Here is a 24,549-nt window from a genome sequence, read left to right as displayed (position 1 = left end):
CGTAAATAATTTTATTACCTCAGAATCCAACCAAAAATAGGAAATCTACTAATAACAATGTAAGCCTTTCTCCCCACCATTTGTCCATCCAAAAAGACAAATGGTGCCTGACACTTTATGAAAAGCCAATATGGATCATGTATTTGGCAAAGTTTTTTTCAGCACCAATGTATTGGATGTTTTTATATTGGGCCGCATATGTTTTGGCTCTTGGAGAGGTGTAGAAAATGGGTTTCGCTACCCCGTGAAATGGAGCAATAGACCAGTTTCCGTCAGCGGTTGGGTTGATGATTTTATTTTTTCGAATGTAATCTGTGAGAATTTGTCGATTTTCATCCGGTGACGTGAAAATGACTTTACCTTCACGGACCCCAGGATAGGTTGTGCTAGATGCCCGGTAGTTGTGGGTTGCAACAATATACATTTGGTCATCCCTAACCGGGTTCCCCCTATACTTCAGATTCACGATCCGGTTTGAATCAGGATTCTCCAAACACCCATTCACATCATATTTTGCCGGTTGGGTGACATCAATTTGATACTCCACTCCATCAATGATGTCAAAATTAAATGATGGGAAATAGGGATTAATCAAAGGCTGCTCCCCACTTTTTCCCGGATCTATTCGATTGAACTGTCCTGCACTCATTTCCAGCCATTCCTTCAACTGTCTCCCATTCACCAATACAGCCTGCAATGTATTCGGATACAAATATAGATCGGCGATATTTTTGATCGCCAATGTTCCGGCGGGGATATCTGTGTAAAAATCGGGGCCTCCTCGTCCTCCTGCTTTAAAGGGAGCCGCAGCAGAAAGTATTGGAATCCCAGCAAATGGATGGAAGGAAAAATCCTTTAATTTTTCCGAGAGATACTCCGTTTGTGCATCGTTGACAATCTGAACAGCTGAGTCATCCTGCACAAGCGCAAAGTAGCTAAAAATCGGGGCAGTTGTTTCTCCGATTGGCCTGTTGACGTATTCTATCGTTGCTTGATGTTCAGGGAAAATATCTGCCATTACGGCCTCATTTGCTTCAATGAGAGAATGGCCATGAGCATCAGCAATAGGCCGTACCAAACTAAGGCTATCAACGATCTCCCATTTGTTGTTCTTTTTCTGAAGTGTTAGGTCAATCACACCTAGATGACTGCCGAACGAACCCGCCATCACTACCGGCTTTCCATGAATCGTTCCTTTTTCCAAGTCAATATTAGGTACACCCCTAAATTCAGGACCTGGAAAAAGATGATGGGAATGACCAGCTAGCACCGCATCTATTCCCTCCACTTGCGATAAATAGTAAGCGGCATTTTCCATGTTCGGTATATAGGGATCCGCACTAATTCCTGTATGGGCCAGGGCAACAATGACATCTGCCCCTTTGTTTTTCATCTCTGGAATATATTTTTTCGCCGTTTCAACGATAGAATGGACAATGACTTTTCCTTCTAGGGTTCCCTTATCCCACTCCATGATTTGGGGCGGTACAAATCCTATGATGCCCACCTTTAAAGTGTCTATTTGACCATTTTCATCCAAGACCTTTTTGTTCAAAATAACATAAGGCTCAAAATACGGTTTTTCAGTTTTGGCATCATAAATGTTCGCATTTACAATAGGCATCTCTGCCTGGCTAAGCACTTTAGTTAAAAAATCTAAACCATAATTAAATTCATGGTTTCCGATTGTAATAGCATCATATTGAAGTGTATGAAACGCGCGAATAACCGGATGGATGTCACCTTCGTTTATGCCCCTCACCCTCGCGAGGTAATCACCAAGAGGGTTGCCTTGGATAAAATCACCGTTATCAAACAACAAGGAATTTTTCACCTGGCTACGGGCTTGTTGAATAAGCGTGGCCGTTTTCACCAAACCAACCGTGTGGTCTTCTTTTGTTTGATAGTAATCATAGTTAGCCAGATGAACATGCAAATCTGTTGTCTCAAGCAAACGAAGTTGTACCATAAGACCTCCTCCCTTCTCCATCAACGACATCCGTTAATAGTGTCTGCACCCTGTTAGGTGGCGTATAACCTCCTTCCAAATTGGATAGCTCCCTTGGTGTGGTATCCAACTGAGAAAAAGGAAACAAGATGAGACGAAAGTCAAATCGAAGGCTTCCCGCCGCTAGAGTACTTGCCTAGAGTTCTCAATGTTAGCCATTTTCTATCTTATCCAAATACAAAACGACCTTTACCATAAAACCTTCTACACCAAAAAAATAGGTGTCAGACACCCATTTCAGAAAATAGAAATGGATACCTGACACCTTCATTACCTTTTTCTCCTCCCTTGAGTTTTTTTTCTCTCCTTGTCGAAGAGGCTGTAGACGACAGGGATGACAAAGAGGGTGAGGAAGGTGCTGCTGATAAGTCCTCCTATGACGGTGATGCCCATTGGCTGGTTAATTTCGGTACCTTCTCCAATCCCGAGGGCAAGAGGGATTAGTCCGAGGATTGTTGTCAAGGCAGTCATTAAAATAGGACGGGCCCGTTCTTTGACCGATACAACGATGGCCTCCATTTTATCCATGCCAGCGGCTTTTTTCTGATTAATAAAGTCAACGATCACGATGGCATTGTTGACGACAATCCCGGCCAGAACAATCGCTCCAATGATAGCAGTCAGCCCAATCGGTGTTCTTGTCACCGTTAGGGCAGCGGCCATACCGATGACCATTAATGGCACCGTAAACATAATGACAAACGGGTATTTCAATGATTCAAACTGAGCAGCCATTACGAGATAAACGAATACAACGGCAAGGACGAACGCCAAAATCAAATCATCTATTGATGATTCAAGCAGCTCGCGTTCCCCGCTGAAAACAACATCTGTTTCCTCAGGCAGATTCAGCTTGGCAATTTCTTTATCTACTTCCTTCGAAATCGCCCCCAAATTGGTCGTCGATTTATACTTTACCGTAAATTGAACGGCTGGCTGCTGGTTGATCCGGTGGATGTCCACCGGCCCGCTTTTTCGTTCAATCGTCGTCACTTCCGAAAGCGTGACATAGGTACCATCCGGTTTTTTCAAAAGAAGACCCTTTAATTGGTCTAAGTTACTAGTCACGTTCCGGTCATATTCAACAAAAACACCTTGAACATCCCCATCTTTCGTCACCATTTGTGTCGCTTGAACACCACGGGTGATATCGCCCACCACCTTCGCAAGTTGGGCAGGAACAAAACCATGTGCTAGTGCCTTTTCACGATCTACTGTTACTTGTATCTCATCGACTTGCTTCATCACATCTGTTGACACTTCATTCACTTGATCCATGTCTTTTAAAGCTTGAAAGATTTGATCAACAGACTTCTTCAAGCGAGTCTCATTCGTATCTTTCACCTGAAACGTAAGTGTATTAGGGCTTGAACCTGAAGTGGATTGCAGATTAAAGGAAAGCTTTGCTGTTGGGTTCGAACCACGTGCTGCTTTTTCCATTTCTGCCTTTACATCATCCACAAACTGAAAAGTGGATCGTTCGCGCTTATTTAGGTCTTTCATTTTCACATAAAGCTCAGCCACATTCCCTTGAGTAGTACCTCGGAAAGATTGTTCCTGGGTCGTTCCGATCAAACTGACATAGGTTTCAACATCTTTCTCCCCTTGCAGTTCTTTTTCCATCGCCGCAATGACCTTTTCGGTTTCAGACAATGCCGCACCATTTTCAAGCTTAACCTTTATGCTGAAAAAACCTTCATCTGTATTGGGTAAAAATTGTGTACCTACTGTCGTCAAACCAAAACAGCCGAGTACAAAGAAAATGAAAGCAAAGATCAAAACAGTCCCCCGATGTTTTAGTGACCAACGGACAGAACGCTCCAAAATTTTCGGCCAGCTATTTTTATGCCGGCGGTCATAACGGATTTTTATCGGCTTTCTTAAAAATCGGCTTGCTAGCATCGGTACAACCGTCAAGGCAACAAACAGCGAAGCCGCCAAACTAAAGGAAATCGTCAAGGCAAACTCCGTAAACAATTGGCCGATAATCCCGGATAGAAAAACAACCGGAAGAAATACAGCCACTGTGGTCAACGTCGAAGCGGTGATGGCAGCGCCCACCTCTTTCGTTCCATCTAGAGCCGCCTCCTTCGGGTTCTTTCCAAGGGTCAGGTGGCGGTTAATGTTTTCAATAACAACAATGGCGTTATCAACAAGCATCCCAATCCCAAGTGCTAAACCGCCAAGGGTCATAATATTTAAGGTAAAATGGGAGAAATACATGAGCACAAATGTGACGATGACGGAATATGGAATCGCAATTCCGATAATCAGCGGGCTTTTGATATTTCTTAAAAATAGGAACAAAACCAGCATTGCCAAGGCGCCACCAACAATTAAGGAATTGGCAATATTGCCAACGGCCATCCGTATATAATCCCCTTGGTCAAAAAGGATATCGGACTCGATTCCCTTATATTTTTCTTTTTCCAGAAGTTCATTCAACCGTTTTATGAACTCTTTTGAAACTTGGGCCGTATTAGCATCCGACTGTTGCAAAACACTGAGCAGCACGGATGGTGACTGATTAGTCCGAGTGATCGTCCGGTCATCGGCTGGGACAAGTGTAATTCGGCTCACATCGGAGAGCTTAAGCGGCGAACCATCCAGTGGATGTATACCAACTGTCAGCCCTTTAAGGGTCTCGATCGAATCAATTGTGCTAATGACTCTGGTTGTCAGCTCTTTTCCTTCCGTTAAAATCGTATCACCAGGAAGGGAAATATTGTTAGCTTTAATCAGATCTACAATATCTGACTGGGTCAGCTGGTAGGTCTGGAGCTTCGCTTGATCCAGTTCAACCCGTACCTCCTTAACCGAAGTGCCTGAGAGGTTCACGGCAGCTACCCCATCTACCTTCATAAGCTCAAGCTTCAACTGCTCAGCAAGTTCACGGAGAGAGGCTTCGCCTTCCTTGTTTTCCGTAGCACTGTCTGCTCCCTGAATATCAGAAGCCCGAAGCGAAAGCTGAATAACCGGAAATTGTGCCGGGTCAAACTTCAAGAACCGTGGGTTTTCAATATCATCCGAGAGGGGAGTCATATCCAGCCTCTGGATGACTTCATCCTGAATTTCATCTATGTCTGTCGTCCAAGAAAATTGCAATAAAATCAGGGAGGCCCCTTCCTGCGAAATTGAAGTCATCGTTTTAAGACCTGGCAGAGTCGAGAGGTTGGCTTCAAGCGGCTTCGTTACCTTCTCAACAACCTCATTGGGCCCGGCCCCCGGATAGGACGCCACCACCACACCGACCGGCGGACTGATTTCAGGAATGAGTTTCATCGGAATATTCAAGAGCGATACCGCTCCAAGAATCAAAACTAAAAACATGGTCACCAGCGTAAAAACCGGTCTTCTAATGGAAAAATGACTAATTCTCAAATGCGTAAACCCCTTTCAACCGCCATTACAAAATAACCGCTTCCAATATCCAAAAGCCAAATCTTTTTATAAAAATCAATACCATAATAACCAAAACAACACCAGAAAAATCACCAATAAATCTCTCTAATGAGAAAGGAGCAACTTTATTCTACATAAAATATCGACACATGATGTCAATATCTTCCTTACACATTTCTACTATATAAAACAAAAGTTACGGATACAAGTAAGATTGGTGACAGGCACTCATGTGGATATCATCCATCATGTGAATGGTTGTTCAATGATCGGTAGCTTGGCCCCTTCCAAAAGCTATACATAAAAAAAAAAACCCCGATAAGGATCGGAGTTTTTAGTTCCCTATTTTTTAATATCTTTTTCATAATCAGAATAATAGTTTCTTTTTACCTATTTTTATTAAACTGCATTCCTAATGGTTGTAATCCCACATAATCTTCCATTTTTCTTTTTCTTGAACCACGAAGACTTCTTGTTGGATGTCAAAGTTACCATATTTTCCTTTATAAGTTTGAGTGACAAGGAATTTATAGACATTAGTTAAAGCAGGTTGATCTTTGGAGATTTTCCATTCTTCCAGTTTTTCTGGCTCACCAATTGTATAGGTAAAGGTTTCGACTCCAAAATGATTCATGAAAACATGGGCCCGGTCCTGGATATAATGTCCCTTAGAGAATCTTTGTTTCATAGAAGAATGAAACAACTGCCATGATTGAGCAAAATCTCCTTTTTGCTCATAACGGTAAAACTCGTCCACTACCTCCAATGCCTCTTGTTCAGATGTGTCAAAAACACACCTAACGAGTAAAAACACGAGGATCACCAAAATAATCCCAATAAAAACGCCCTTTAACGGAACATGCTTTCTTTTCATCACGGTCTCCTTTATCGATTAAGCTCCTATTACCAATGAATATGATGAGCCACGTCCAAATAGTCGTAAATGAATACAATCTAGCCTCCCTACGTGGACAATGCCCACGAACAGTGCCTGACACCCTGTTAAAAGAAGAAAAAATAGGGGATGGTAAAATAAACTATTGATATTTTTTGAAAGGGCGAATAATATAGTAAAGTATTTAATTTATTGTTCGTGTTTTAAAGGAGTTTTTTACGATGTTTAAATTAGCTGAGAATCAAACCCGTGTAAAGACGGAATTACTGGCTGGGATCACCACGTTTTTTACAATGGTTTATATCGTCGTCGTGAATCCCGTTATTCTATCTGATGCCGGCGTTCCTTTCGAGCAAGTGTTCATGGCAACCATCATTGCAACGGTATTAGGTACACTATGGATGGCACTTTTTGCAAACTACCCGATTGCTATCGCACCCGGAATGGGGTTAAACGCCTACTTTGCCTACTCCGTTGTTGGAGGCGGTCAAAATATTAGCTATGAAACCGCATTTGCCGCTGTTTTTGTTGCCGGTATTCTGTTTGTGATCTTGTCTCTCACACCTTTTCGAGAAAAATTAATTGATGCCATTCCAGATAATCTTAAGCATGGAATAACGGCTGGGATCGGCCTTTTCATTGCTTTTATCGGACTACGGTTAACAAAAATTATTACCGCTCACCCGACCAATCTCGTTGGCCTTGGCGATCTACATGCTCCTTCTGCCGTTCTAACTCTGATCGGACTTGCCGTTACATTAATCTTAATGGTACTTAGAGTGAATGGAGCGTTATTCTTCGGAATGATTATCACTGGGGTCATTGCCTATTTTACTGGCCAACTGTCATTTAAAGAAGGATGGGTCGCCATACCTTCTCTTCCAGAGGGACTAATGATCACCAATCCTATTACCGCATTTGGCGACGTCATCCAGCATAGCCTTTACGCGGTTGTATTCTCATTCATTCTGGTCACTATTTTTGACACCACCGGAACGATGATCGGGGTTGCGAATCAAGCAGGACTTATGAAAAATGGAAAAATGCCGCGTGTCCGTCAAGCATTGCTTTCCGATTCCATTGGAACAGCAGTTGGAGCCATGTTTGGTACAAGCCCCACTACGGCCTATATCGAATCTTCATCAGGCGTGGCTGCCGGCGGTCGGACGGGACTAACTTCCCTTACGATAGCCGTTCTGTTTTTACTGTCAGCCTTTTTCGGACCACTTGTCAGCGCCGTTTCTGGTCTATCCGCGATTACTGCGCCAGCACTTATTATTGTCGGCAGTCTGATGATGGGCAGCATCGCCAAAATTCGCTGGAATGATCTCGACGAAGCATTCCCGGCTTTTATGACGATTCTTGCTATGCCACTGACATCTAGTATTGCTACTGGAATTGCTATTGGCTTCATCAGCTATCCGCTCTTAAAAATTTTCAAAGGAAAATGGCGTGAAGTTCACCCACTCGTTTATGTTTTTGCGGTTCTGTTCTTTATCCAGCTGGCATTTTTACCACATTAAAAAATGGCTTGGGTTTCCAAGCCATTTTTTCTTTTTCTAAAAAGGTGGCACTGGCACACAGCCCAAACCGTATGCTATTCTTCGCATAAAATAGAAAGGAAAAAAGAATGGAGGAAATAAAATGAAGCTTTATTTAGATCCAGGGCACGGCGGCTCGGATCCGGGTGCTCAAGGCCATGGACTGAATGAGAAGGATATTACGCTGGATATTGCGCTGAAGCTTCGTGATATTTTGTTGAATGAGTATCAAAATGTGGAAATACGCATGAGTCGTACCGGGGATACCACCAAGAGTTTAAGCCAAAGAACACAGGAGGCCAATGCATTTGGGGCCGACTTTTATCTTTCTATTCACATCAATTCTGCTGGTAGCTCAGCCCAAGGCTATGAAGACTATATTTATCCTGGTGCCTCTTCCGAATCCAAGAGAGTTCGAGATATCATCCATGCTGAGGTCATGAAAGTGAATGAACTGAGGGACCGTGGCAAAAAACAGGCCAATTTTCATGTACTAAGGGAAACAAAAATGCCTGCCGTTTTAACCGAAAATGGCTTTATTAGCAATGCGCATGACGCGGCACTAATGAAACAGTCGTCCTGGCGGCAAAAGGTAGCCCGGGGGCATGCAAATGCATTGGCCATTGCTTTTGGATTAAAAAGAAAGACGGTAACCACCCCCGTACCAACACCTGCTCCAAAGCCTGGGACACTTTATAAAGTTATGGCTGGGTCCTTTAAGGCAAGAAAAAACGCAGACGAACAAGTTACCCAACTGCGAGCCAAGGGATTTGATGCTTTTGTAGTGACAACAACGATTTCTGGAACCACCTGGTATCGTGTACAGGTAGGTGCATTTTCAAGTCGCGAAAATGCAGACAAGCATTTAACACTTGTTAAAAAAGCTGGATTTACTGATTCATTCATTGTAGTTGATGATGGAGGTAGCAGTGGAAACAGTAAAGGTTCATCGCCTGCCAGCCCACCTCGCGACAATGGAGGTAGTTCTGGTACAGGCTCGAACAGCGGTTCCACCGGAGGAGCTGGCAACGGACAAAATGAAAATAACGGTGAAAATTCAGGTAACTCGCCACAACCACCGAGTACCCAAGGGTTTCCGATTCTCGGCCCGACCATTTTGTCTCCTAAACAAATGAACGACTTTGTAAAAACCGTCAATCCTAATGCTCCTGAACTGGGAAATCTGTATTTCACCATTGGAGAATATTATGGAATAAGAGGGGACATTGCCTTTGCCCAAGCCCTTCATGAAACAGACTTTTTCCGTTTTACAGGAATCGTTCAGCCTAGTCAAAATAACTATGCTGGTATTGGTGCAACAGGGCCAGATCGTTCAGGAGCTACTTTTCAAACACCAGAAGAAGGTGTCATCGCCCATTTGCAGCATCTATTTGCCTATGCCACCGCAACCCCATTACCAAATCAATATCCATTAGTAGACCCGCGCTTTCACTTAGTGGAAAGAGGTTCTGCTCCAACATGGACCGATTTAAACGGAAAATGGGCAGTACCAGGCACCACCTATGGACAATCAATATTAGACCTGTACAAACGAATGCTTCGCTTCTCAGCCCAAAACCTTGAAAATCTTCAAAAAGAGATTCAGTTATAAATTCCTGATATGGTTGACTTCATAATCGTAAATAAACTAATCAAACGTTTGGTTAAATCCTATCTACAAAAATCTCAATTAAAATCATCCAACCTTCCCAATCAAACGTTTGATTAGTTTCACTCCCCCCCTCCAATAAAAAAATTCCCCCCTCCCCCCTGTCCATCTACCCTTCTAATTCCTATATAAAAGGTGTCAGGACACCTAAAAAGACAACACCTCGATTTGTCCACTCCACGTGGACATTACATTACTCTTGGAAAATTTGTCTACTGTACGCGTACAAATATCAGTGGTTTGTCCCTGACACCATTTGTATGAAATTATAAAAAGGGAGATGATCGTATGAAACTTTATTTGGATCCAGGGCATGGGGGCAAAGATCCTGGTGCCGAGGGGAATGGACTTCGTGAAAAGGATATTACGTTGGATATTGCGATGAGACTTCGGGATATTCTTTTGAATGATTATGAAAAGGTTGAGGTGAAGTTGAGTCGGACAAGCGATGTAACGAAGAGTTTAAGTGCACGTTCGAGTGAAGCCAACGCATGGGGAGCAGATTTGTATTTATCCATTCATATGAATGCAGCTGATCGTTCGGCTTGCGGATATGAGGATTACATTTACTCCGGCCTATCAAACTCATCGAAAGCAGCAAACTATCAAAAGATTATCCATGATGAAGTCATCAAAATGAATCGCCTAAAAGACCGCGGCCTGAAAAAAGCAAACTTTCATGTGCTCCGTGAGACAACCATGCCAGCCCTTTTAACGGAAAACGGCTTTATCAGCAACAGTCAAGATGCGGTACTCATGAAACAACCCTCTTGGCGGCAAAACGTTGCCCAAGGTCATGCCAATGGCCTTGCCATCGCCTTTCAACTACAAAAGAAAAAAAACTACTCCCCTGTGCTGACCATTCCTATCCCTGGCAAATCGTATAAAATCATTGCCGGGTCCTTTCAATCTTTTGACAATGCAAAGAATCGTGTCACTGCCTTACAAGCAAAAGGTTTCAAAGCATTAGTTGAAACCGCAAATATTTCAGATGATATCTGGTATCGTGCCCAAGCGGGAGTCTTTTCTAACCGAGAAAACGCGGAACAACGAATGGCTCATCTCAAAAAATCCGGGTTCAAAGATGTTTTCATCCTAACGTAATAAAGGTCCTATCATTTCATAACACTTACCGCCATATGGAAAATGGCGGCCTTATTTTTTTAATAAACTATGCAAAAGGTCATGGTTGATTCGGTACAAATGGATGGTTACATATGGCTTGTTAGACTCCTAAAAATACGACTCGCTTCTCTTATGAGCGGGTTCAAAGGGAAAAAGTACGAGGTAAAGAGACCCTATATGCATGAAATAAAAGGCCTTCCCGCAAAACACGTAATACTAAAATACTAATTAATACTAGTTTTCAAAAAAATCAAACAAATATTTTTCTAAAATAATAAAATTTGCATAAAAGGGTACAATTCCATTGGACAGAACCTCCCTGTTGGGATTAAAATCAGAGTATTATGAAAAGCTAAGGAGCTGCAAAAATGAAACTTACACAGGAAGAATTAGAAATTTTAAGGATTATAGAAGAAAACCATCGTCTGCCCGTGGAAACGATTGCTTTAATGGCCATGGTAAGCGAAGAAACGGTTAAAAAAACGATTAAAAAACTAGAAGATGAAAAAATTATCATGAGCTATCCAACATTAATTGATTGGAGCAAGGTAGATGGACAAGAAAATGTGGTAGCGATGATCGATGTCAAGGTCACGCCTAAACGCGGGGTTGGATTCGATGAGGTTGCTGAACGGATCGCCCGTTTTCCAGAGGTATCCTCTCTATATTTAATGTCTGGCGCCTACGACCTTTCCATCACCGTAGAAGGAAGAACCATGCACCAAATTGCCAAATTTGTCTCTGAAAAATTGTCGCCAATCGAAAGTGTCGTGTCAACGACCACCCATTTTATGTTGAAAAAATATAAGCATGATGGAGTGATTTTTGAAGGCGGAGACGAGAAAGATCGCAGAATGGTGGTATCCCCATGAAACACGAGTATTCGTATTATTTTTCAGAAGTAGTAAAAGACTTAAAACCATCTGGCATCCGAAAATTTTTTGATCTGGCTGCCAGCATGGAAGGCGTCATCTCACTTGGAGTGGGAGAGCCCGATTTTATTACACCATGGGGCACTCGGGAAGCGGCCATCCTTTCACTGGAGCAAGGTTACACTTCCTATACGGCCAACGCTGGGCTGCTTGAACTACGTGAGGAAATTTCTAAGTATTTAAGCACACGATTTGGCGTTCACTATGACCCAACTAACCAAATCATCGTGACAATTGGTGCCAGCCAGGCGCTCGATCTTGCCTTTCGGGCTATTTTAAACCAAGGAGATGAGGTGCTCATTGTCGAGCCAACCTTCGTTTCGTACGCACCATTGGTGTCCATTGCGGGTGGTAAGCCGGTTGCCATCTCCACTTCTCCAGATAATGGTTTTAAAGTGACTCCTGAGCAATTAGAGGCGGCCATCACAGAACGGACAAAAGCAATCTTACTGTGCTCACCAAATAATCCTACTGGCAGTATGCTGAACAAGTCCGAACTTGAGGCCATTGCAGCAGTAATTGAAAAACATGACCTCATCGTCCTTTCTGACGAAATTTATTCCGAGCTTGTATATGAAGATGAGCCATACACCAGCTTCGCGGCGGTGGACGGCATGTATGAGCGGACGATTTTAATCAACGGTTTCTCCAAGGGATTTGCTATGACTGGCTGGCGTCTCGGTTTCCTTGCCGCACCAAGTGAACTAGTGTCGGTTATGCTGAAAATATTCCAATACACAACCATGTGTGCCCCTCACATGATGCAGCACGGGGCCATTGAGGCGCTTCGAAACGGCTACCATGAAGTAGAAGCCATGCGCGCCAGCTACCGCAGACGACGCAATTATATGGTGCAGACACTAAACGAAATGGGTTTGGACTGTCATATGCCAGGCGGGGCATTTTACGTGTTCCCTTCCATCAAGTCAACCGGACTTAGTTCCGAACAGTTCGCAGAGGAGCTGCTCATGCAAGAAAAGGTGGCGGTCGTGCCAGGCAATGTCTTCGGTGAAAGCGGAGAAGGATACATACGCTGCAGTTACGCCACCTCCATGCAACAACTACAGGAAGCAATGAAGCGAATCCAACGATTCATTAAATCCAAAAAACTAGTGACCCTGTAATATAGAAAAGCGAAAGCCCCCTGCTCAGCGTCGTATGGCTTCCTCCCAAAAGCTTAACGCTTTCGGTCGTGCGATGTGGATGCTGTCGTAGCCTTCCTTGTGGTGATCTCCAACTGAGATATAGGAAACACGAAGAGACGACAGGCGATTCGATGTTGACTTATCGTAGGGCGGAGAGCGAAGGCGTCTCGCCGCTAGAGGACTGGAGCTAGACTTTTTTAAGATCGAAATGATTTTTTTCTTCAGTTAATAAAAAAGCGCAGGTCTCATGAATGAGAGAATCCTTCGCTTTTTTATTTTTCCCTAATTTGAGTTCTTGTGCTCTCCAATCGTTTGAATTCATTCACTAAATATCTCCGTACCTTGTCTTTCCACAATCCTTCATTTAATCATGCAAAATGTTCAGCATATCCCCATTTTCATCCCTTAGTTTCCAACTAGCTTAGCGAATTCATCGAGAGCTGTGGAATATTTAACGTAAAGGCGTGGAATATAGTATCGTTCATTTTTTATCCCTTTTTCCGAATAAAGCTCAGGTGTGGTGGTTATACCGAATTGGTAATACTTTTTTGTTTCCTCCACGACTTTGTCGTTGAAGCTTCCGTATGGGTAACTCAACGCTACCACCGGTTTACCGGTTATCCGTTCAATCTTTTCTTTGGATTCCTTCAATTCATGGGTAAATTTTGTTAGTTTCGTTAAATCCGGATGGGTAGCCGTATGGGACTGGATGGAGAAAAAGCCTGATTCAGCCAGTTTTTTCAAATCCTCAGCTGATAATCGATTGGGCCAGCCGATAAAATCAGATATGACAAAAATGGTGCCAACAGGCTGAAAGGAGGGTGTCTTTAGTTTTTGAAAAATCTCAAAGGCTTTCAAATTATTTTTATATCCGTCATCAAAGGTGATAAAAACCGGTTTTTTTACGGTTTTCAAATCATCCCATTGTTCAAAAGTTAAGAAAGTAAAGCCATGGTCCCGCAAATACTTCATCTGCTTTTCAAATTGTTCAGGGGTTACATATAACTCCTTCTCCCCCGTCCCTGTATATTCAGCAATCGAATGATAAACTAAAATGGGCACTTTCTGCTTGGCAGCTACTGGTGAAACAGATAGCCCCCATCCAAAATAAAAAAATGCCAGCAAGAATAATAAATATTTTTTCATCTTACCTCACCTGATCTCGGAAGAATTCTCCTCTTATTATTCCGCTAACATTTCCTAATTATTGACATCGTCCTTTAACATTTAATCGTGCCAGTATGGGGCCTGTTTTGTTTTCTCCGGCGAAACTGTTTGGAGCCTAGCATATGAATGACCAAGACCCCAGAGATGGCAATAGCACCGCCAATAAGGGAAACCATACTCGGCCACTCGTTCAACCAAATCCATGCCAGAACAATGACGAATACCGGTTCAATATATAGCATGCTTGTAACGGAGCTTGCTTTTCCAGAAGAAAGCGCGAGTCCCCAAGTGACATATCCTATCACGGTTGGAAAGATACCTATATAAATCGTCGCTAAATGTGCCTCCAGTGTCGCTTGTTGAAGACCCTCTATCATTCCAGGAGAAAAAAAGAAAAACGGGATCGTTCCCACCCAAGTGAAATAAGCAGTCAATTCAATGGAAGAATAGCGTTTTAACAGTGGTTTCTGATAAGCGAACATGACTGCAGTCGCACAAGCAGCCATTAAGATGAAGAGAACCCCTTTATTCATCTGAAAAACCGGTCCCGCTGAGTCAGCCATGGTAATGATCGCAATTCCGGCAAATCCTAAAGCCAATCCTAGCCAGCCAAACAAGCTAATCCTCTCTTTTAAAAAAAATACGGCAATCAATGATGTAAAAATTGGTGCAGCACCAACAATCATTCCAGCCGTACCAGCTGACACTGTTTCTTCACCAAATGTTACTCCTATATGATAAAGACTAATCCCTGTCCACCCAAGAACGGCAATTGGAAGAAGATCCTTTTTTTCGGGAAGCCGAAATTTAACACCTGGCCACATCGCATAAATCGCAAAGATGACTGATGCAATGAAATACCTAGTTAGGACGAGATGTCCAGGTGAATAGCCTTCATGAAGAACCATCCGAATGGCAGGGAAAGAAGATGCCCAAATGATAACTGTGATCGATGCGAATAGAAAACTCTTCGTGTTCAATCTCTTCACCCCTTCCACATTTACCCAATATTATCACGGTAACCGAAATACTTCAATTGAAAAGATTGATATGAAGGGGCACATCCGCATATGACATGGGCTGGTTTACTCCTTTAAAGATGCGCACGAATCAAATTATGTAGCCTCGGCCGAATTCGTAATATATGGTCTTGACGTCCAAAATGAACCCGATTGGTTAACAAGATTACATGAAGATCGATTTCCGGGTCAAACCAGATACTTGTTCCCGTAAAGCCGGTGTGTCCGTATGAGAAAGGTGAAAAAAAGTCCCCACAGGATGAATAGGCTGGACTCTTCAAGATCCACCCTAAGCCGCGGTATTCTTGATCAAATGGGGTGAAGTTTTGTCTCGCTAGTCGCAGAGCCTGCTCCGATAAAATTCTTTTCCCTTGATAAACACCGTTATTTTCTATCATCGAAGCAAATTTCGCCAAATCGGATACCGTAGAAAAAAGTCCAGCATGCCCACTGACTCCGCCCATGCTCTCCGTATTTTCATCATGGACAATCCCACACTTGTAATCTTGTAATTTCTCACAATATTCCGTTGCCGCAAAACGATGTTTGGGAAAAATAGAATTAAATCCGGTATCCACCATGCCAAGCGGTTCAAAAATTTCCTGTTTTACATATTTATCAAATTTCTCGCCTGTTATCGTTTCTATTACTCTATAAAGGGTAATCAACCCTAAGTCCGAATAGATCACTTTTTGACCAATCGACGCTTCTAACTCCTGTTGACAAATTTTTGTAAAAATCTGCTCCGCATTCAAATTCTCTAAATAATATCGCTTATGTGCAGGGAGACCAGAAGTGTGGGTAAGCAAATGTCTAATCGTGATCGATTCCTTGCCATTTTGACCAAACGATGGGATAAAATAAGAAACCGGATCATCCAAACGAATGTCTCCATTTTCCAGTAGCTTTAATGTCACGGGCAATGTCGCCACTACCTTGGTCAATGAAGCAAGATCGAACACCGTATCTAATTCCATCGGTTCCTTCTCGGGGAACACCCTTCTATGCCCAATCGCCTCTTGCAATACCACTTGCTTTTGATAGGAAATATGAATGACCGCACCTGGAATATGCTTTAGGTCCACTTCCTTTTGCAAAAAATCAAGAACCTTCGTTTTCATCCAATCATTCACCGCCATTTCCCTTGATTAGGTGGCTATCTTTTTCCAGATTCATAATCATGCCTCTTGTTTAAAGGAATGGATGAAGGAATCAGTAATTTTCACACCAGCCTGCTGCAGGGCCGCTATTACAGAACCGGCCACAGGAGGCAATTCTGGTAAAATCAACTTCGTTTGCAGGTAATCAAATTGCAGATTATCTTCAATGACTGGGACAAACCAATCCGCCTTATTAAAAATCCCGCCTGCCAGAACAACTGGAATGGTTTCATGGTTCGGTTCATCTTGATATAATTTTAAAATAAGGGCACGAATGGACTCAGCCATCTCCTGGCCAGCTTTATGTAGAATTTGTTTAGCAACATGATCCCCTTGTTCGGCAGCCAGAAACACGAATCGACTTAATGAAGCCAAGATTTCCCTTGCTTTTTTCATATCATAAATGATAGGAATTAACCCCGGTACATGGCCCAAGTGAAAATGATGAAGGATAAGGGAGGTTAGGATCGTCTTTTCTCCTAATCCATCATATTCATCAAAAATGGCTTTTACAGCCCGATTGCCAATGGAGTATCCGCTACCCGGATCCCCTAATAAAAACCCCCAGCCTCCCACTCTTGTACGGGTGTTTTGTGCACTGATACCAAATGTTATGGATCCCGTTCCGCTAATATGAACCACACCCGGTTTTCCCAATGTTCCAGAATATAGTGCATTCACCGCATCATGATCCACCTGAACCTGACAACCTTCGGGCAAGTATGGTTGAAAAAGTCCGCTCATTCTCCTTTTATCCTCTTCCCTGTCACCGCCCGACATTCCTGCAAAAAAGCTGGTCACCTTCGCAAAGCGATCTGGTGTCTGTTCTCTAATACTATCTAGTAGTTTTTGAATTTCGGTTTCTACACGTTCATACCCTAAGCTATTTGGATTGGTCGGTCCAACGACGGCACGAGAGTACACCCGCCCATTATGATCACACAGGACACCAATGGTTTTTGTCCCTCCCCCATCAATACCAAGAACAAACACAAAACTTCCCTCCCTGTCCACAGATATACTTTAAATATTAACACAATTCAGATAAATATTAGTTAGGAGATTGATAAAACCTACCATAATTTCTAAGATGAAAATTTTCATTAGCCATAACCTGCATCTGCCACAATGTATTTCGATAAGGCATCACTGATAAAGAATGGAATTTAAACAAAATTATTTACTTTGAATAAAAAGGATAACAATAATAATATAATTAAATACAATAATAATTTATTGTAAAACGATAAAACATATGTTATAGTCACTTTATCATGAAATCAGTGAGGTGCTTTTAAATGAGTGTTAAACATGGTTCAACCACTTTTTTAAAGGTCATTATTTTTCTGATTGGAGTGGCGATATTAGCTTTGTGTATTTATTGGTTACCTGAAATGGCCATTAAAGATGCAAAGACACATCCAGATACAGCCTATTTTCTCATCCCTTTTTTAGTATGTGCATATGGATTTTGTATTACCTTTTCTATTGCGTTATACCAAGCATTTAAACTATTAACTTATATCGAAAGGAATCATGCATTCTCCGAGTTATCCATTAATTCTTTAAAGGTTATAAAAAAATGTGCTTTTACAGTCATTTTCCTCATTTTGTTAGGAATTGTAAGCTTAGCGGTGCTTGTAAAAGTGACAGGTGAGGATGTGGCAGGTCCCATTTCATTAAGTTTAATGGGTATTTTGGCAACAAGTATCATTGCAGCCATTATGGACGTACTTCAAAAGCCAATCAAAGATTTCCTAGATAAAAAAGAGGAATGATAAATGAAAAATACATCCATTTTGTTTTTAAAATTAGCAATTATTCTTATTGGAATGGCGATTCTTGCATTGTGCCTCATTTTAGTGCCTAAGTTTGGGAATTTTGTTGGAGAATTGTATCCAGATAAAGCTTATATGAAATATCTTGTTTTCATCGTGATGTATGGAGCAGCTGTGCCTTTTTACTTTGCTCTCTATCAAGCTTTTAACCTTTTACGGTACATTGACGAGAAGACAGCGTTCTCGGAATTATCTGTAAAGGCATTAAAGAACATAAAGTACTGTGCGATGACAATCAGTGGTTTGTATGGATTAGGTTTGCCACTCTTATATTTTATAGGGAAGAAAGTTGATCCTCCTATTGGATTAATAGGACTCATCATCATTTTTGCTTCGTTGGTTATCGCCGTTTTTGCTGTTATTCTCCAACGGTTTCTACAAGAAGCGATTAACATAAAATCAGAAAATGATTTGACGATCTAGGTAGAGGATATGGCAGTTATGAATATATGAATATGAGGGTAGCCAGATGATATTTGGGAGTACCAAAGTGACGAAGAAACTCAATAAATTAGACAATCAATTTATATTTAGTCGATAAATAATGAAAGGGATAGTCATTAAGCTATCCCGTCTTTGCGTTTATGATGTTATTTACTCAGAGACTTCCACAAAGAATTGAAATGAATTTAGCGACAATGGCATGTTGTTTGTTAAGGTCCTCCATATTTTTATTCTTATCCACTCTTCAAAAGAAATAGAGTGGAGGAATTAATCAAAAAACTGCCGTTACTTTCCCCCTTTATATATCAAGCTTTCTCTACTAGTAATTCAAGTCGTCTTTGAACTGTAGACCGGCTGGAAACATCATTTAAAGAATGCAAAACATATATTTTCTCAATACACTATATTGAACATGGAGATCGTTCGCAACACTCACCATTATTCAACAATTCTATGAACTTCTTATTAAAAAATCCAAAATAAAGGGTGATAAATATGATATAGTATGTTCATAAAATGATTTAGAAACCTTTATCTACCGTTCCCACGGAAGTACAGAAAGGAAGTTACCATGAAAGCACCAAGATCCATCAGTTTACCGCTCATGATTTCGATCGTTGCCATTTCCTTTTCAGCCATTTTTGTCAAATGGTCAGATGCTCCGGCATCAATACTAAGTATGTATCGCATGATATTTGCTAGTTTATTATTAACACCGATGGTTTGGCTAAACCGGCACGAATGGAGAAAAATCAATCCCAAAAATGGCGCCTTTTTATTTTTTTCAGGTGTGTTTTTAGCTTTTCATTTCGTGCTCTGGTTCGGCTCTTTAAAATTTACTACGGTGGCAAGCTCCACCATCATCCTTGCCTTGCAGCCGATTATATCGTTAATAGGCGGGTTCTTTCTTTTTAAAGAACGAACCAATGCGACAGCATTAGCCACGATGGGAATTGCCATTGCTGGAGCCATGATGATCTGCTGGGGGGACTTCGGGCTAAGCCAAACAGCCATCAAAGGAGACATCCTCTCCTTCTTTAGCGTAATCGCCGTTGTTGGTTACTTATTTATAGGACAAACAATCGTCAAACAATTATCCCACTGGATTTATAGTTTTTGTGTATTTTTAAGTGCTTCTATTGTTCTTGTCATCTACAATCTAGTAACCAATGTGCCCTTTACCAATTATCCAGCAAGAGAATGGGGAATTTTCCTACTACTAGCCATTGTTCCGACCATTAGCCATGTCATTAACAATTGGTTATTAAATTATGTCAACGCCACTACTATTTCGATGAGTATTTTAGGAGAACCAGTAGGGTCCACGATTCTAGCTTTCCTCATACTTGGCGAACAGCTAACGAACTGGCAGATTGCCGGAGGAGTCCTTGTTCTCTTAGGGGTCTTCTTCTTCATGACCCAAAAACAAAAAAGAGAAGGAAAGCAAGCATCGAGTACTTTATCACAATAAGGAACCAGGTTCACAGATTTATCAAACAAAACAGAAAGGCTTCTGGATAGGCTCTTCGATAGAAAAGATCGGAGAGCTTATTTATTTCCGTTGGAACACATGCCCAAAAGCAACCGCATTCGAGAGAAGAGCCATGCCTCGCTAACCAAATTAAACTAATTTTACCAAAATAAAAACAGTATTTTTCGTTTGACGTATATTACAAATTCATATATTATTAATTCGAAATAATTTACTTCTAAGAAAACCAAAAAGGAGAATGATAATGAAAAATATTTTAGTAGTTAAAGGTAATAATCGTCCAGCATCTGAAGCTGTTTCTAGTAAAATGTATGAAACATTCATCGAGAATTTAGAAGGGGTGAACGTAACAACTTTCGATGTCTTTGCCGAAGATATGCCTTATTTCGGACAAGATCTATTTAATGCTTTTGCAAAAACACAATCCGGTGAAGCATTGACAGACATCGAACAACGAATTTTAGCTGCAAAGCAAAAAGCGATGGATGCATTCTCTGCGGCAGATATTGTTGTCTTTGCCTTCCCTCTTTGGAATTTAACGATCCCTGCTAAATTACAGACTTTCATTGATTATATCTTCCAAAGTGGCTTTACCTTCAAATATGATGAAAATGGCCAATTAGTCGGCTTAATGAAAGACAAAAAAGCAGTAATTTTAAGTGCACGTGGTGGCATTTACTCCACACCAGAAACAGCACCAATGGAAATGGCAGTTAATTATATAAAGAATGTCGTTAACTTCTTTGGAATGGAAATTATTGATGAGATCATTATTGAAGGTCACAATGCTAACCCAGACCAAGCAGAGCGCATTATTAAAGAAGGTTTGGAAAAAGTAGCGGAAGCAGCCAAAAAACTATCAGCTGTTCCAGTATAAAACGAATATATTTAATAGGCAGGGTAAGTCCCTGCCTTTTTTATGCATTTGATAGTAACGGAATTCTCCCGCGATATTTTTCTATTAATTGATGATTATGGTCATCAGCCCCATCAATATTGCCGCTCAAGAAAACTGGCGGCTGGAAACCGTTATCCGCCATAATCTTAATGGCTTCCGCTAATACGGCATTTAAGATGACCGCACCTGTCACTGTGGAAGTTGCCCCAAATGGTTCCATTACTTTTTCATACGATAACGCAGCATCCCCTTTTGAGGAATGATTATCAATCACAACATCTACGGAATTATATAAATGCCGTCCACTCTTATGGCGAGAAGGCTGGCTTTTCGAGTATTCCAGCGAAGTAATCCCTACCACAAAAGCCCCCTTTTCCTTTGCAAACAAAGCCACATCCACTGGTACAGGATTGCGTCCAGAGGTAGATAAAACAAATACAAGATCTTCCGGACGAATATCCTGTTTATGTAAAAACTCTGCGGCATAATCATTTTGACGTTCCAACTGTGACGAACGTAACGCTCCTTCATGGAGCATTAAAGGTTCGACGAAAATGGGCTTAATCGGTACAAGACCGCCTGCCCGATAAAATACTTCTTCTGTTAACAGATGCGAATGGCCGCAGCCAAAAAGCTGGATAATTCCACCTTTTTGAATCACTTCCGCCACCTTCTCCGCCACTTTTTGCATTTTCCCTTTCTCTGTCTTTTCCACTAATTCAATTTTTTTCTTCGCTATTTCAAAATATTGAGAAAGCATCCGTATCACCCCCTGCCAAATATATATCCGCGTTCATCTATACAAAAAATCTCCATTGAATCCTTCTTGAATTACTATATACATTCTATAATAATAAAAAAGCTCCCTTTCATAAAGGGAGCTAAATCATATATGTATAAATTATCTAAACTTATTATTAAAATAAATGGCTCCGCAGGCAGGATTCGAACCTGCGACCGATCGGTTAACAGCCGATAGCTCTACCACTGAGCTACTGCGGAATAATAAAGATTCAACATACTCTTTGCATAATTTGTGTCCCCGCCTCAGAAAGCAAATTCAAGAAGCGGCTAGGCGTGTACAACTCGCAGTTAAATCTTGAAGTATTGCTCGTCTCTACCACTGAGCTACTGCGGAATAATTATATAAAATGATGGGCCTAAATGGACTTGAACCATCGACCTCACGCTTATCAGGCGTGCGCTCTAACCAGCTGAGCTATAGGCCCATTATAATACAATTTATAAACTTTTTCAACATTTATTAACAAAAATTGTTCATTTATTTTTTACATGATTCTGGAGGCAGCACCCGGATTCGAACCGGGGATAAAGGTTTTGCAGACCTCTGCCTTACCACTTGGCTATGCTGCCATTCAAAAGTGGCTGGGCTAGCTGGATTCGAACCAGCGAATCACGGAGTCAAAGTCCGTTGCCTTACCGCTTGGCTATAGCCCAATAATCAAACTTCAAAGAAATTATATCATAATGGGGCGATTGATGGGAATCGAACCCACGAATGCCAGAGCCACAATCTGGTGCGTTAACCACTTCGCCACAACCGCCACAATAAAGAAATAGAGTATCAAATGAAAAATGGTGGAGGGGGACGGATTCGAACCGCCGAACCCTGAGGGAGCGGATTTACAGTCCGCCGCGTTTAGCCACTTCGCTACCCCTCCATGAAATCTATCTAATTAAATGAATGAACGGTCTGGACGGGACTCGAACCCGCGACCTCCTGCGTGACAGGCAGGCATTCTAACCAACTGAACTACCAGACCATGAACATATATGTATATGGCGGAGGAAGAGGGATTCGAACCCCCGCGCGGCTTTCACCGCCTCTCGGTTTTCAAGACCGACCCCTTCAGCCAGACTTGGGTATTCCTCCATATAAATAAAACCTATAGAAACCATACCAGCGGCAGCAGTAATAAGCCTTATTCATCGAATTACTAGCTTAGTGAAGGTACACTCCATAGGTTGGATTTTTTATAGCGGCGGAGGGGATCGAACCCCCGACCTTACGGGTATGAACCGTACGCTCTAGCCAGCTGAGCTACGCCGCCATTATGTAAAAATATACTTTCGACTGGTCGGGAAGACAGGATTCGAACCTGCGACCCCTTGGTCCCAAACCAAGTGCTCTACCAAGCTGAGCTACTTCCCGAAACTGTTAAATTTAAGTGGCGCGCCCGACAGGAGTCGAACCCATAACCTTCTGATCCGTAGTCAGACGCTCTATCCAATTGAGCTACGGGCGCATATTTATTTAATGGAGCGGAAGACGGGATTCGAACCCGCGACCCCCACCTTGGCAAGGTGGTGTTCTACCACTGAACTACTTCCGCAATAGTTACAATGGTGAGCCATGAAGGACTCGAACCTTCGACCCTCTGATTAAAAGTCAGATGCTCTACCAACTGAGCTAATGGCTCATATTTAAACAGTCCCCTAATCTTTGAAAACCGTTTGTCAGATGTCCCCGCCTCAGTAAGCTAAATCAAGAAGCAGCTCGGCGTGTACAACTCGAAGTCACCCAAAGAAGTTTCCGTCATCCCGACCTCAGTAAGCTATTTCAAGCTGCAACTCGGTCGGTATGCTGAAGCTTATTCAAGATGTTCATTCAATCGTGCTCTACCAACTGAGCTAATGGCTCAAAAAAGGCAAAAAAAATTAATGGTGCCGGCTAGAGGACTTGAACCCCCAACCTACTGATTACAAGTCAGTTGCTCTACCAATTGAGCTAAGCCGGCATTTTTTATTCGATTAAAAAATTAAATTACAACACGCACTTTGTTTCGTCATCCCGACCTCAGTAAGCTATTTCAAGCCGCAGCTCGGTCGGTATGCTGAAGCTTCATCAAGATGTTTATTCGGCCGTGCTCTACCAATTGAGCTAAGCCGGCGTTTTTATTCGTTTAAAAAACTAAATTACAACACGCACTTTGTTTTCGTCATCCCGACCTCAGTAAGCTATTTCAAGCCGCAGCTCGGTCGGTATGCTGAAGCTTCATCAAGATGTTTATTCGGCCGTGCTCTACCAATTGAGCTAAGCCGGCATTTTTTATTCGATTAAAAAATTAAATTACAACACGCACTTTGTTTTCGTCATCCCGACCTCAGTAAGCTATTTCAAGCCGCAGCTCGGTCGGTATGCATAATATGGTGGAGGATGACGGGATCGAACCGCCGACCCTCTGCTTGTAAGGCAGATGCTCTCCCAGCTGAGCTAATCCTCCAAAGATGGTGACCCCTACGGGATTCGAACCCGTGTTACCGCCGTGAAAGGGCGGTGTCTTAACCACTTGACCAAGGGGCCAATATTAGTTTTGGCAAATTTATAATCCCCATTGGGGCTTGGCCCGGCAGCGTCCTACTCTCACAGGAGCTTTCGCCCCAACTACCATCGGCGCTGAGAAGCTTAACTTCCGTGTTCGGTATGGGAACGGGTGTGACCTTCTCGCCATTGCCACCGGACCTATTCAATTGAGGTTCATTCCCTCAAAACTAGATAATGCAGAAGAAGTAGGGAAGAACGAGCTCGCCAAAAGCGAAATCAATCACTTTTTTATTTGGTTAAGTCCTCGATCGATTAGTATCAGTCAGCTCCACACGTCACCGTGCTTCCACCTCTGACCTATCAACCTGATCATCTTTCAGGGATCTTACTAGCTTAACGCTATGGGAAATCTCATCTTGAGGGGGGCTTCATGCTTAGATGCTTTCAGCACTTATCCCTTCCGCACATAGCTACCCAGCGGTGCCTTTGGCAAGACAACTGGTACACCAGCGGTGCGTCCATCCCGGT

General features: G+C 42.2%; 17 protein-coding genes, 16 tRNA genes and 2 rRNA genes. 9 read left to right on the top strand and 26 right to left on the bottom strand.

Features of this window, described 5'->3' with window-relative positions; genetic code table 11:
- Nucleotides 1-115: 115 nt before the first annotated feature.
- From GZA11_RS04565 to GZA11_RS04555, 3 genes are all read right to left on the bottom strand, one after another.
- Entirely contained in the window at nucleotides 116-1,969 is a 1,854-nt protein-coding gene (locus GZA11_RS04565) for a bifunctional 2',3'-cyclic-nucleotide 2'-phosphodiesterase/3'-nucleotidase (RefSeq protein WP_163183070.1), read from the bottom strand.
- A gap of 309 nt (nucleotides 1,970-2,278) precedes the next feature.
- The gene (locus tag GZA11_RS04560; protein WP_163183069.1) at nucleotides 2,279-5,389 is read right to left on the bottom strand and encodes an efflux RND transporter permease subunit; all 3,111 of its coding nucleotides are present in this window, start codon (nucleotides 5,387-5,389) and stop codon (nucleotides 2,279-2,281) included.
- Between the two features lie 433 nt (nucleotides 5,390-5,822).
- Nucleotides 5,823-6,284 carry a hypothetical protein gene (locus GZA11_RS04555; RefSeq protein WP_051968219.1) on the bottom strand — a complete coding sequence of 154 codons (462 nt, stop codon included), beginning with the start codon at nucleotides 6,282-6,284 and terminating at the stop codon, nucleotides 5,823-5,825.
- A gap of 242 nt (nucleotides 6,285-6,526) precedes the next feature.
- On the opposite strand from GZA11_RS04555, the gene GZA11_RS04550 reads away from it, so the two are divergent.
- The 5 genes from GZA11_RS04550 to GZA11_RS04530 all read left to right on the top strand — a co-directional run bounded on the left by GZA11_RS04550 (nucleotide 6,527) and on the right by GZA11_RS04530 (nucleotide 12,696).
- Nucleotides 6,527-7,828, top strand: a complete 1,302-nt coding sequence (locus tag GZA11_RS04550) for an NCS2 family permease (protein WP_163183068.1) — start codon at nucleotides 6,527-6,529, stop codon at nucleotides 7,826-7,828.
- A 121-nt stretch (nucleotides 7,829-7,949) separates the two neighbouring features.
- The gene (locus GZA11_RS04545) at nucleotides 7,950-9,458 is read left to right on the top strand and encodes an N-acetylmuramoyl-L-alanine amidase (RefSeq protein WP_163183067.1); all 1,509 of its coding nucleotides are present in this window, start codon (nucleotides 7,950-7,952) and stop codon (nucleotides 9,456-9,458) included.
- Between the two features lie 345 nt (nucleotides 9,459-9,803).
- Nucleotides 9,804-10,619 (top strand): N-acetylmuramoyl-L-alanine amidase, encoded by an 816-nt coding sequence (locus GZA11_RS04540; protein ID WP_163183066.1) that lies wholly within the window; start codon nucleotides 9,804-9,806, stop codon nucleotides 10,617-10,619.
- Nucleotides 10,620-11,008: 389 nt separating this feature from the next.
- Nucleotides 11,009-11,512, top strand: a complete 504-nt coding sequence (locus tag GZA11_RS04535; protein WP_038537447.1) for an Lrp/AsnC family transcriptional regulator — start codon at nucleotides 11,009-11,011, stop codon at nucleotides 11,510-11,512.
- Nucleotides 11,509-12,696, top strand: coding sequence for an aminotransferase (locus GZA11_RS04530; RefSeq protein ID WP_163183065.1), 1,188 nt, complete (start codon nucleotides 11,509-11,511; stop codon nucleotides 12,694-12,696). The genes GZA11_RS04535 and GZA11_RS04530 overlap by 4 nt, the downstream gene beginning before the upstream one ends.
- 426 nt (nucleotides 12,697-13,122) lie before the next feature.
- Here GZA11_RS04530 and GZA11_RS04525 read toward each other — a convergent pair whose 3' ends face one another.
- The 4 genes from GZA11_RS04525 to GZA11_RS04510 form a co-directional block, all read right to left on the bottom strand.
- Nucleotides 13,123-13,863, bottom strand: coding sequence for a polysaccharide deacetylase family protein (locus tag GZA11_RS04525; RefSeq protein ID WP_163183064.1), 741 nt, complete (start codon nucleotides 13,861-13,863; stop codon nucleotides 13,123-13,125).
- A gap of 74 nt (nucleotides 13,864-13,937) precedes the next feature.
- Nucleotides 13,938-14,864 carry a DMT family transporter gene (locus GZA11_RS04520; protein WP_163183063.1) on the bottom strand — a complete coding sequence of 309 codons (927 nt, stop codon included), beginning with the start codon at nucleotides 14,862-14,864 and terminating at the stop codon, nucleotides 13,938-13,940.
- Between the two features lie 113 nt (nucleotides 14,865-14,977).
- Nucleotides 14,978-16,024 carry a serine hydrolase domain-containing protein gene (locus GZA11_RS04515; RefSeq protein WP_163183062.1) on the bottom strand — a complete coding sequence of 349 codons (1,047 nt, stop codon included), beginning with the start codon at nucleotides 16,022-16,024 and terminating at the stop codon, nucleotides 14,978-14,980.
- 57 nt (nucleotides 16,025-16,081) lie between these two features.
- Entirely contained in the window at nucleotides 16,082-17,056 is a 975-nt protein-coding gene (locus GZA11_RS04510; RefSeq protein WP_163183061.1) for an N-acetylglucosamine kinase, read from the bottom strand.
- 305 nt (nucleotides 17,057-17,361) lie between these two features.
- Between GZA11_RS04510 and GZA11_RS04505 the strand changes: the two genes are divergently transcribed.
- From GZA11_RS04505 to GZA11_RS04490, 4 genes are all read left to right on the top strand, one after another.
- Nucleotides 17,362-17,841, top strand: a complete 480-nt coding sequence (locus tag GZA11_RS04505) for a DUF2975 domain-containing protein (protein ID WP_163183060.1) — start codon at nucleotides 17,362-17,364, stop codon at nucleotides 17,839-17,841.
- A 3-nt stretch (nucleotides 17,842-17,844) separates the two neighbouring features.
- Complete coding sequence (locus GZA11_RS04500) at nucleotides 17,845-18,324, top strand: DUF2975 domain-containing protein (protein ID WP_163183058.1); 480 nt, start codon at nucleotides 17,845-17,847, stop codon at nucleotides 18,322-18,324.
- A 592-nt stretch (nucleotides 18,325-18,916) separates the two neighbouring features.
- Nucleotides 18,917-19,816 (top strand): DMT family transporter, encoded by a 900-nt coding sequence (locus GZA11_RS04495; protein ID WP_163183056.1) that lies wholly within the window; start codon nucleotides 18,917-18,919, stop codon nucleotides 19,814-19,816.
- 265 nt (nucleotides 19,817-20,081) lie between these two features.
- Nucleotides 20,082-20,714 carry an FMN-dependent NADH-azoreductase gene (locus tag GZA11_RS04490; RefSeq protein ID WP_038537461.1) on the top strand — a complete coding sequence of 211 codons (633 nt, stop codon included), beginning with the start codon at nucleotides 20,082-20,084 and terminating at the stop codon, nucleotides 20,712-20,714.
- Nucleotides 20,715-20,754: 40 nt separating this feature from the next.
- Here the strand turns inward: GZA11_RS04490 and GZA11_RS04485 are convergent, their stop codons facing one another.
- The 19 genes from GZA11_RS04485 to GZA11_RS04395 all read right to left on the bottom strand — a co-directional run.
- On the bottom strand, nucleotides 20,755-21,495 hold the full coding sequence (locus GZA11_RS04485; RefSeq protein WP_038537462.1) for an SIS domain-containing protein: 741 nt from the start codon (nucleotides 21,493-21,495) through the stop codon (nucleotides 20,755-20,757).
- Between the two features lie 167 nt (nucleotides 21,496-21,662).
- Nucleotides 21,663-21,737 (bottom strand) — tRNA-Asn (locus GZA11_RS04480).
- A 153-nt stretch (nucleotides 21,738-21,890) separates the two neighbouring features.
- Nucleotides 21,891-21,964, bottom strand: a tRNA-Ile gene (locus GZA11_RS04475).
- A gap of 71 nt (nucleotides 21,965-22,035) precedes the next feature.
- Nucleotides 22,036-22,109: transfer RNA gene (locus GZA11_RS04470), tRNA-Cys, on the bottom strand.
- A gap of 9 nt (nucleotides 22,110-22,118) precedes the next feature.
- Nucleotides 22,119-22,193, bottom strand: a tRNA-Gln gene (locus tag GZA11_RS04465).
- A gap of 31 nt (nucleotides 22,194-22,224) precedes the next feature.
- Nucleotides 22,225-22,300, bottom strand: a tRNA-His gene (locus GZA11_RS04460).
- A gap of 32 nt (nucleotides 22,301-22,332) precedes the next feature.
- Nucleotides 22,333-22,417 (bottom strand) — tRNA-Tyr (locus GZA11_RS04455).
- 28 nt (nucleotides 22,418-22,445) lie between these two features.
- Nucleotides 22,446-22,519 (bottom strand) — tRNA-Asp (locus GZA11_RS04450).
- A 17-nt stretch (nucleotides 22,520-22,536) separates the two neighbouring features.
- Nucleotides 22,537-22,629, bottom strand: a tRNA-Ser gene (locus GZA11_RS04445).
- A 104-nt stretch (nucleotides 22,630-22,733) separates the two neighbouring features.
- Nucleotides 22,734-22,807, bottom strand: a tRNA-Met gene (locus tag GZA11_RS04440).
- 24 nt (nucleotides 22,808-22,831) lie between these two features.
- Nucleotides 22,832-22,908, bottom strand: a tRNA-Pro gene (locus GZA11_RS04435).
- Between the two features lie 17 nt (nucleotides 22,909-22,925).
- Nucleotides 22,926-23,002: transfer RNA gene (locus GZA11_RS04430), tRNA-Arg, on the bottom strand.
- Between the two features lie 12 nt (nucleotides 23,003-23,014).
- Nucleotides 23,015-23,089 (bottom strand) — tRNA-Gly (locus GZA11_RS04425).
- 11 nt (nucleotides 23,090-23,100) lie between these two features.
- Nucleotides 23,101-23,176 (bottom strand) — tRNA-Lys (locus GZA11_RS04420).
- Between the two features lie 242 nt (nucleotides 23,177-23,418).
- A tRNA-Thr gene (locus GZA11_RS04415) sits at nucleotides 23,419-23,494 on the bottom strand.
- A 410-nt stretch (nucleotides 23,495-23,904) separates the two neighbouring features.
- Nucleotides 23,905-23,980, bottom strand: a tRNA-Val gene (locus GZA11_RS04410).
- 5 nt (nucleotides 23,981-23,985) lie between these two features.
- Nucleotides 23,986-24,060, bottom strand: a tRNA-Glu gene (locus GZA11_RS04405).
- A 41-nt stretch (nucleotides 24,061-24,101) separates the two neighbouring features.
- Nucleotides 24,102-24,218, bottom strand: a 5S ribosomal RNA gene (gene rrf / locus GZA11_RS04400).
- 95 nt (nucleotides 24,219-24,313) lie between these two features.
- A 23S ribosomal RNA gene (locus tag GZA11_RS04395) occupies nucleotides 24,314-24,549 on the bottom strand; the annotation flags it as partial.

It is taken from the genome of Neobacillus sedimentimangrovi, from assembly GCF_010614825.1.
GTDB lineage: Bacteria > Bacillota > Bacilli > Bacillales > Cytobacillaceae > Neobacillus > Neobacillus thermocopriae.
This window is presented reverse-complemented; position numbering and strand designations above follow the sequence as displayed.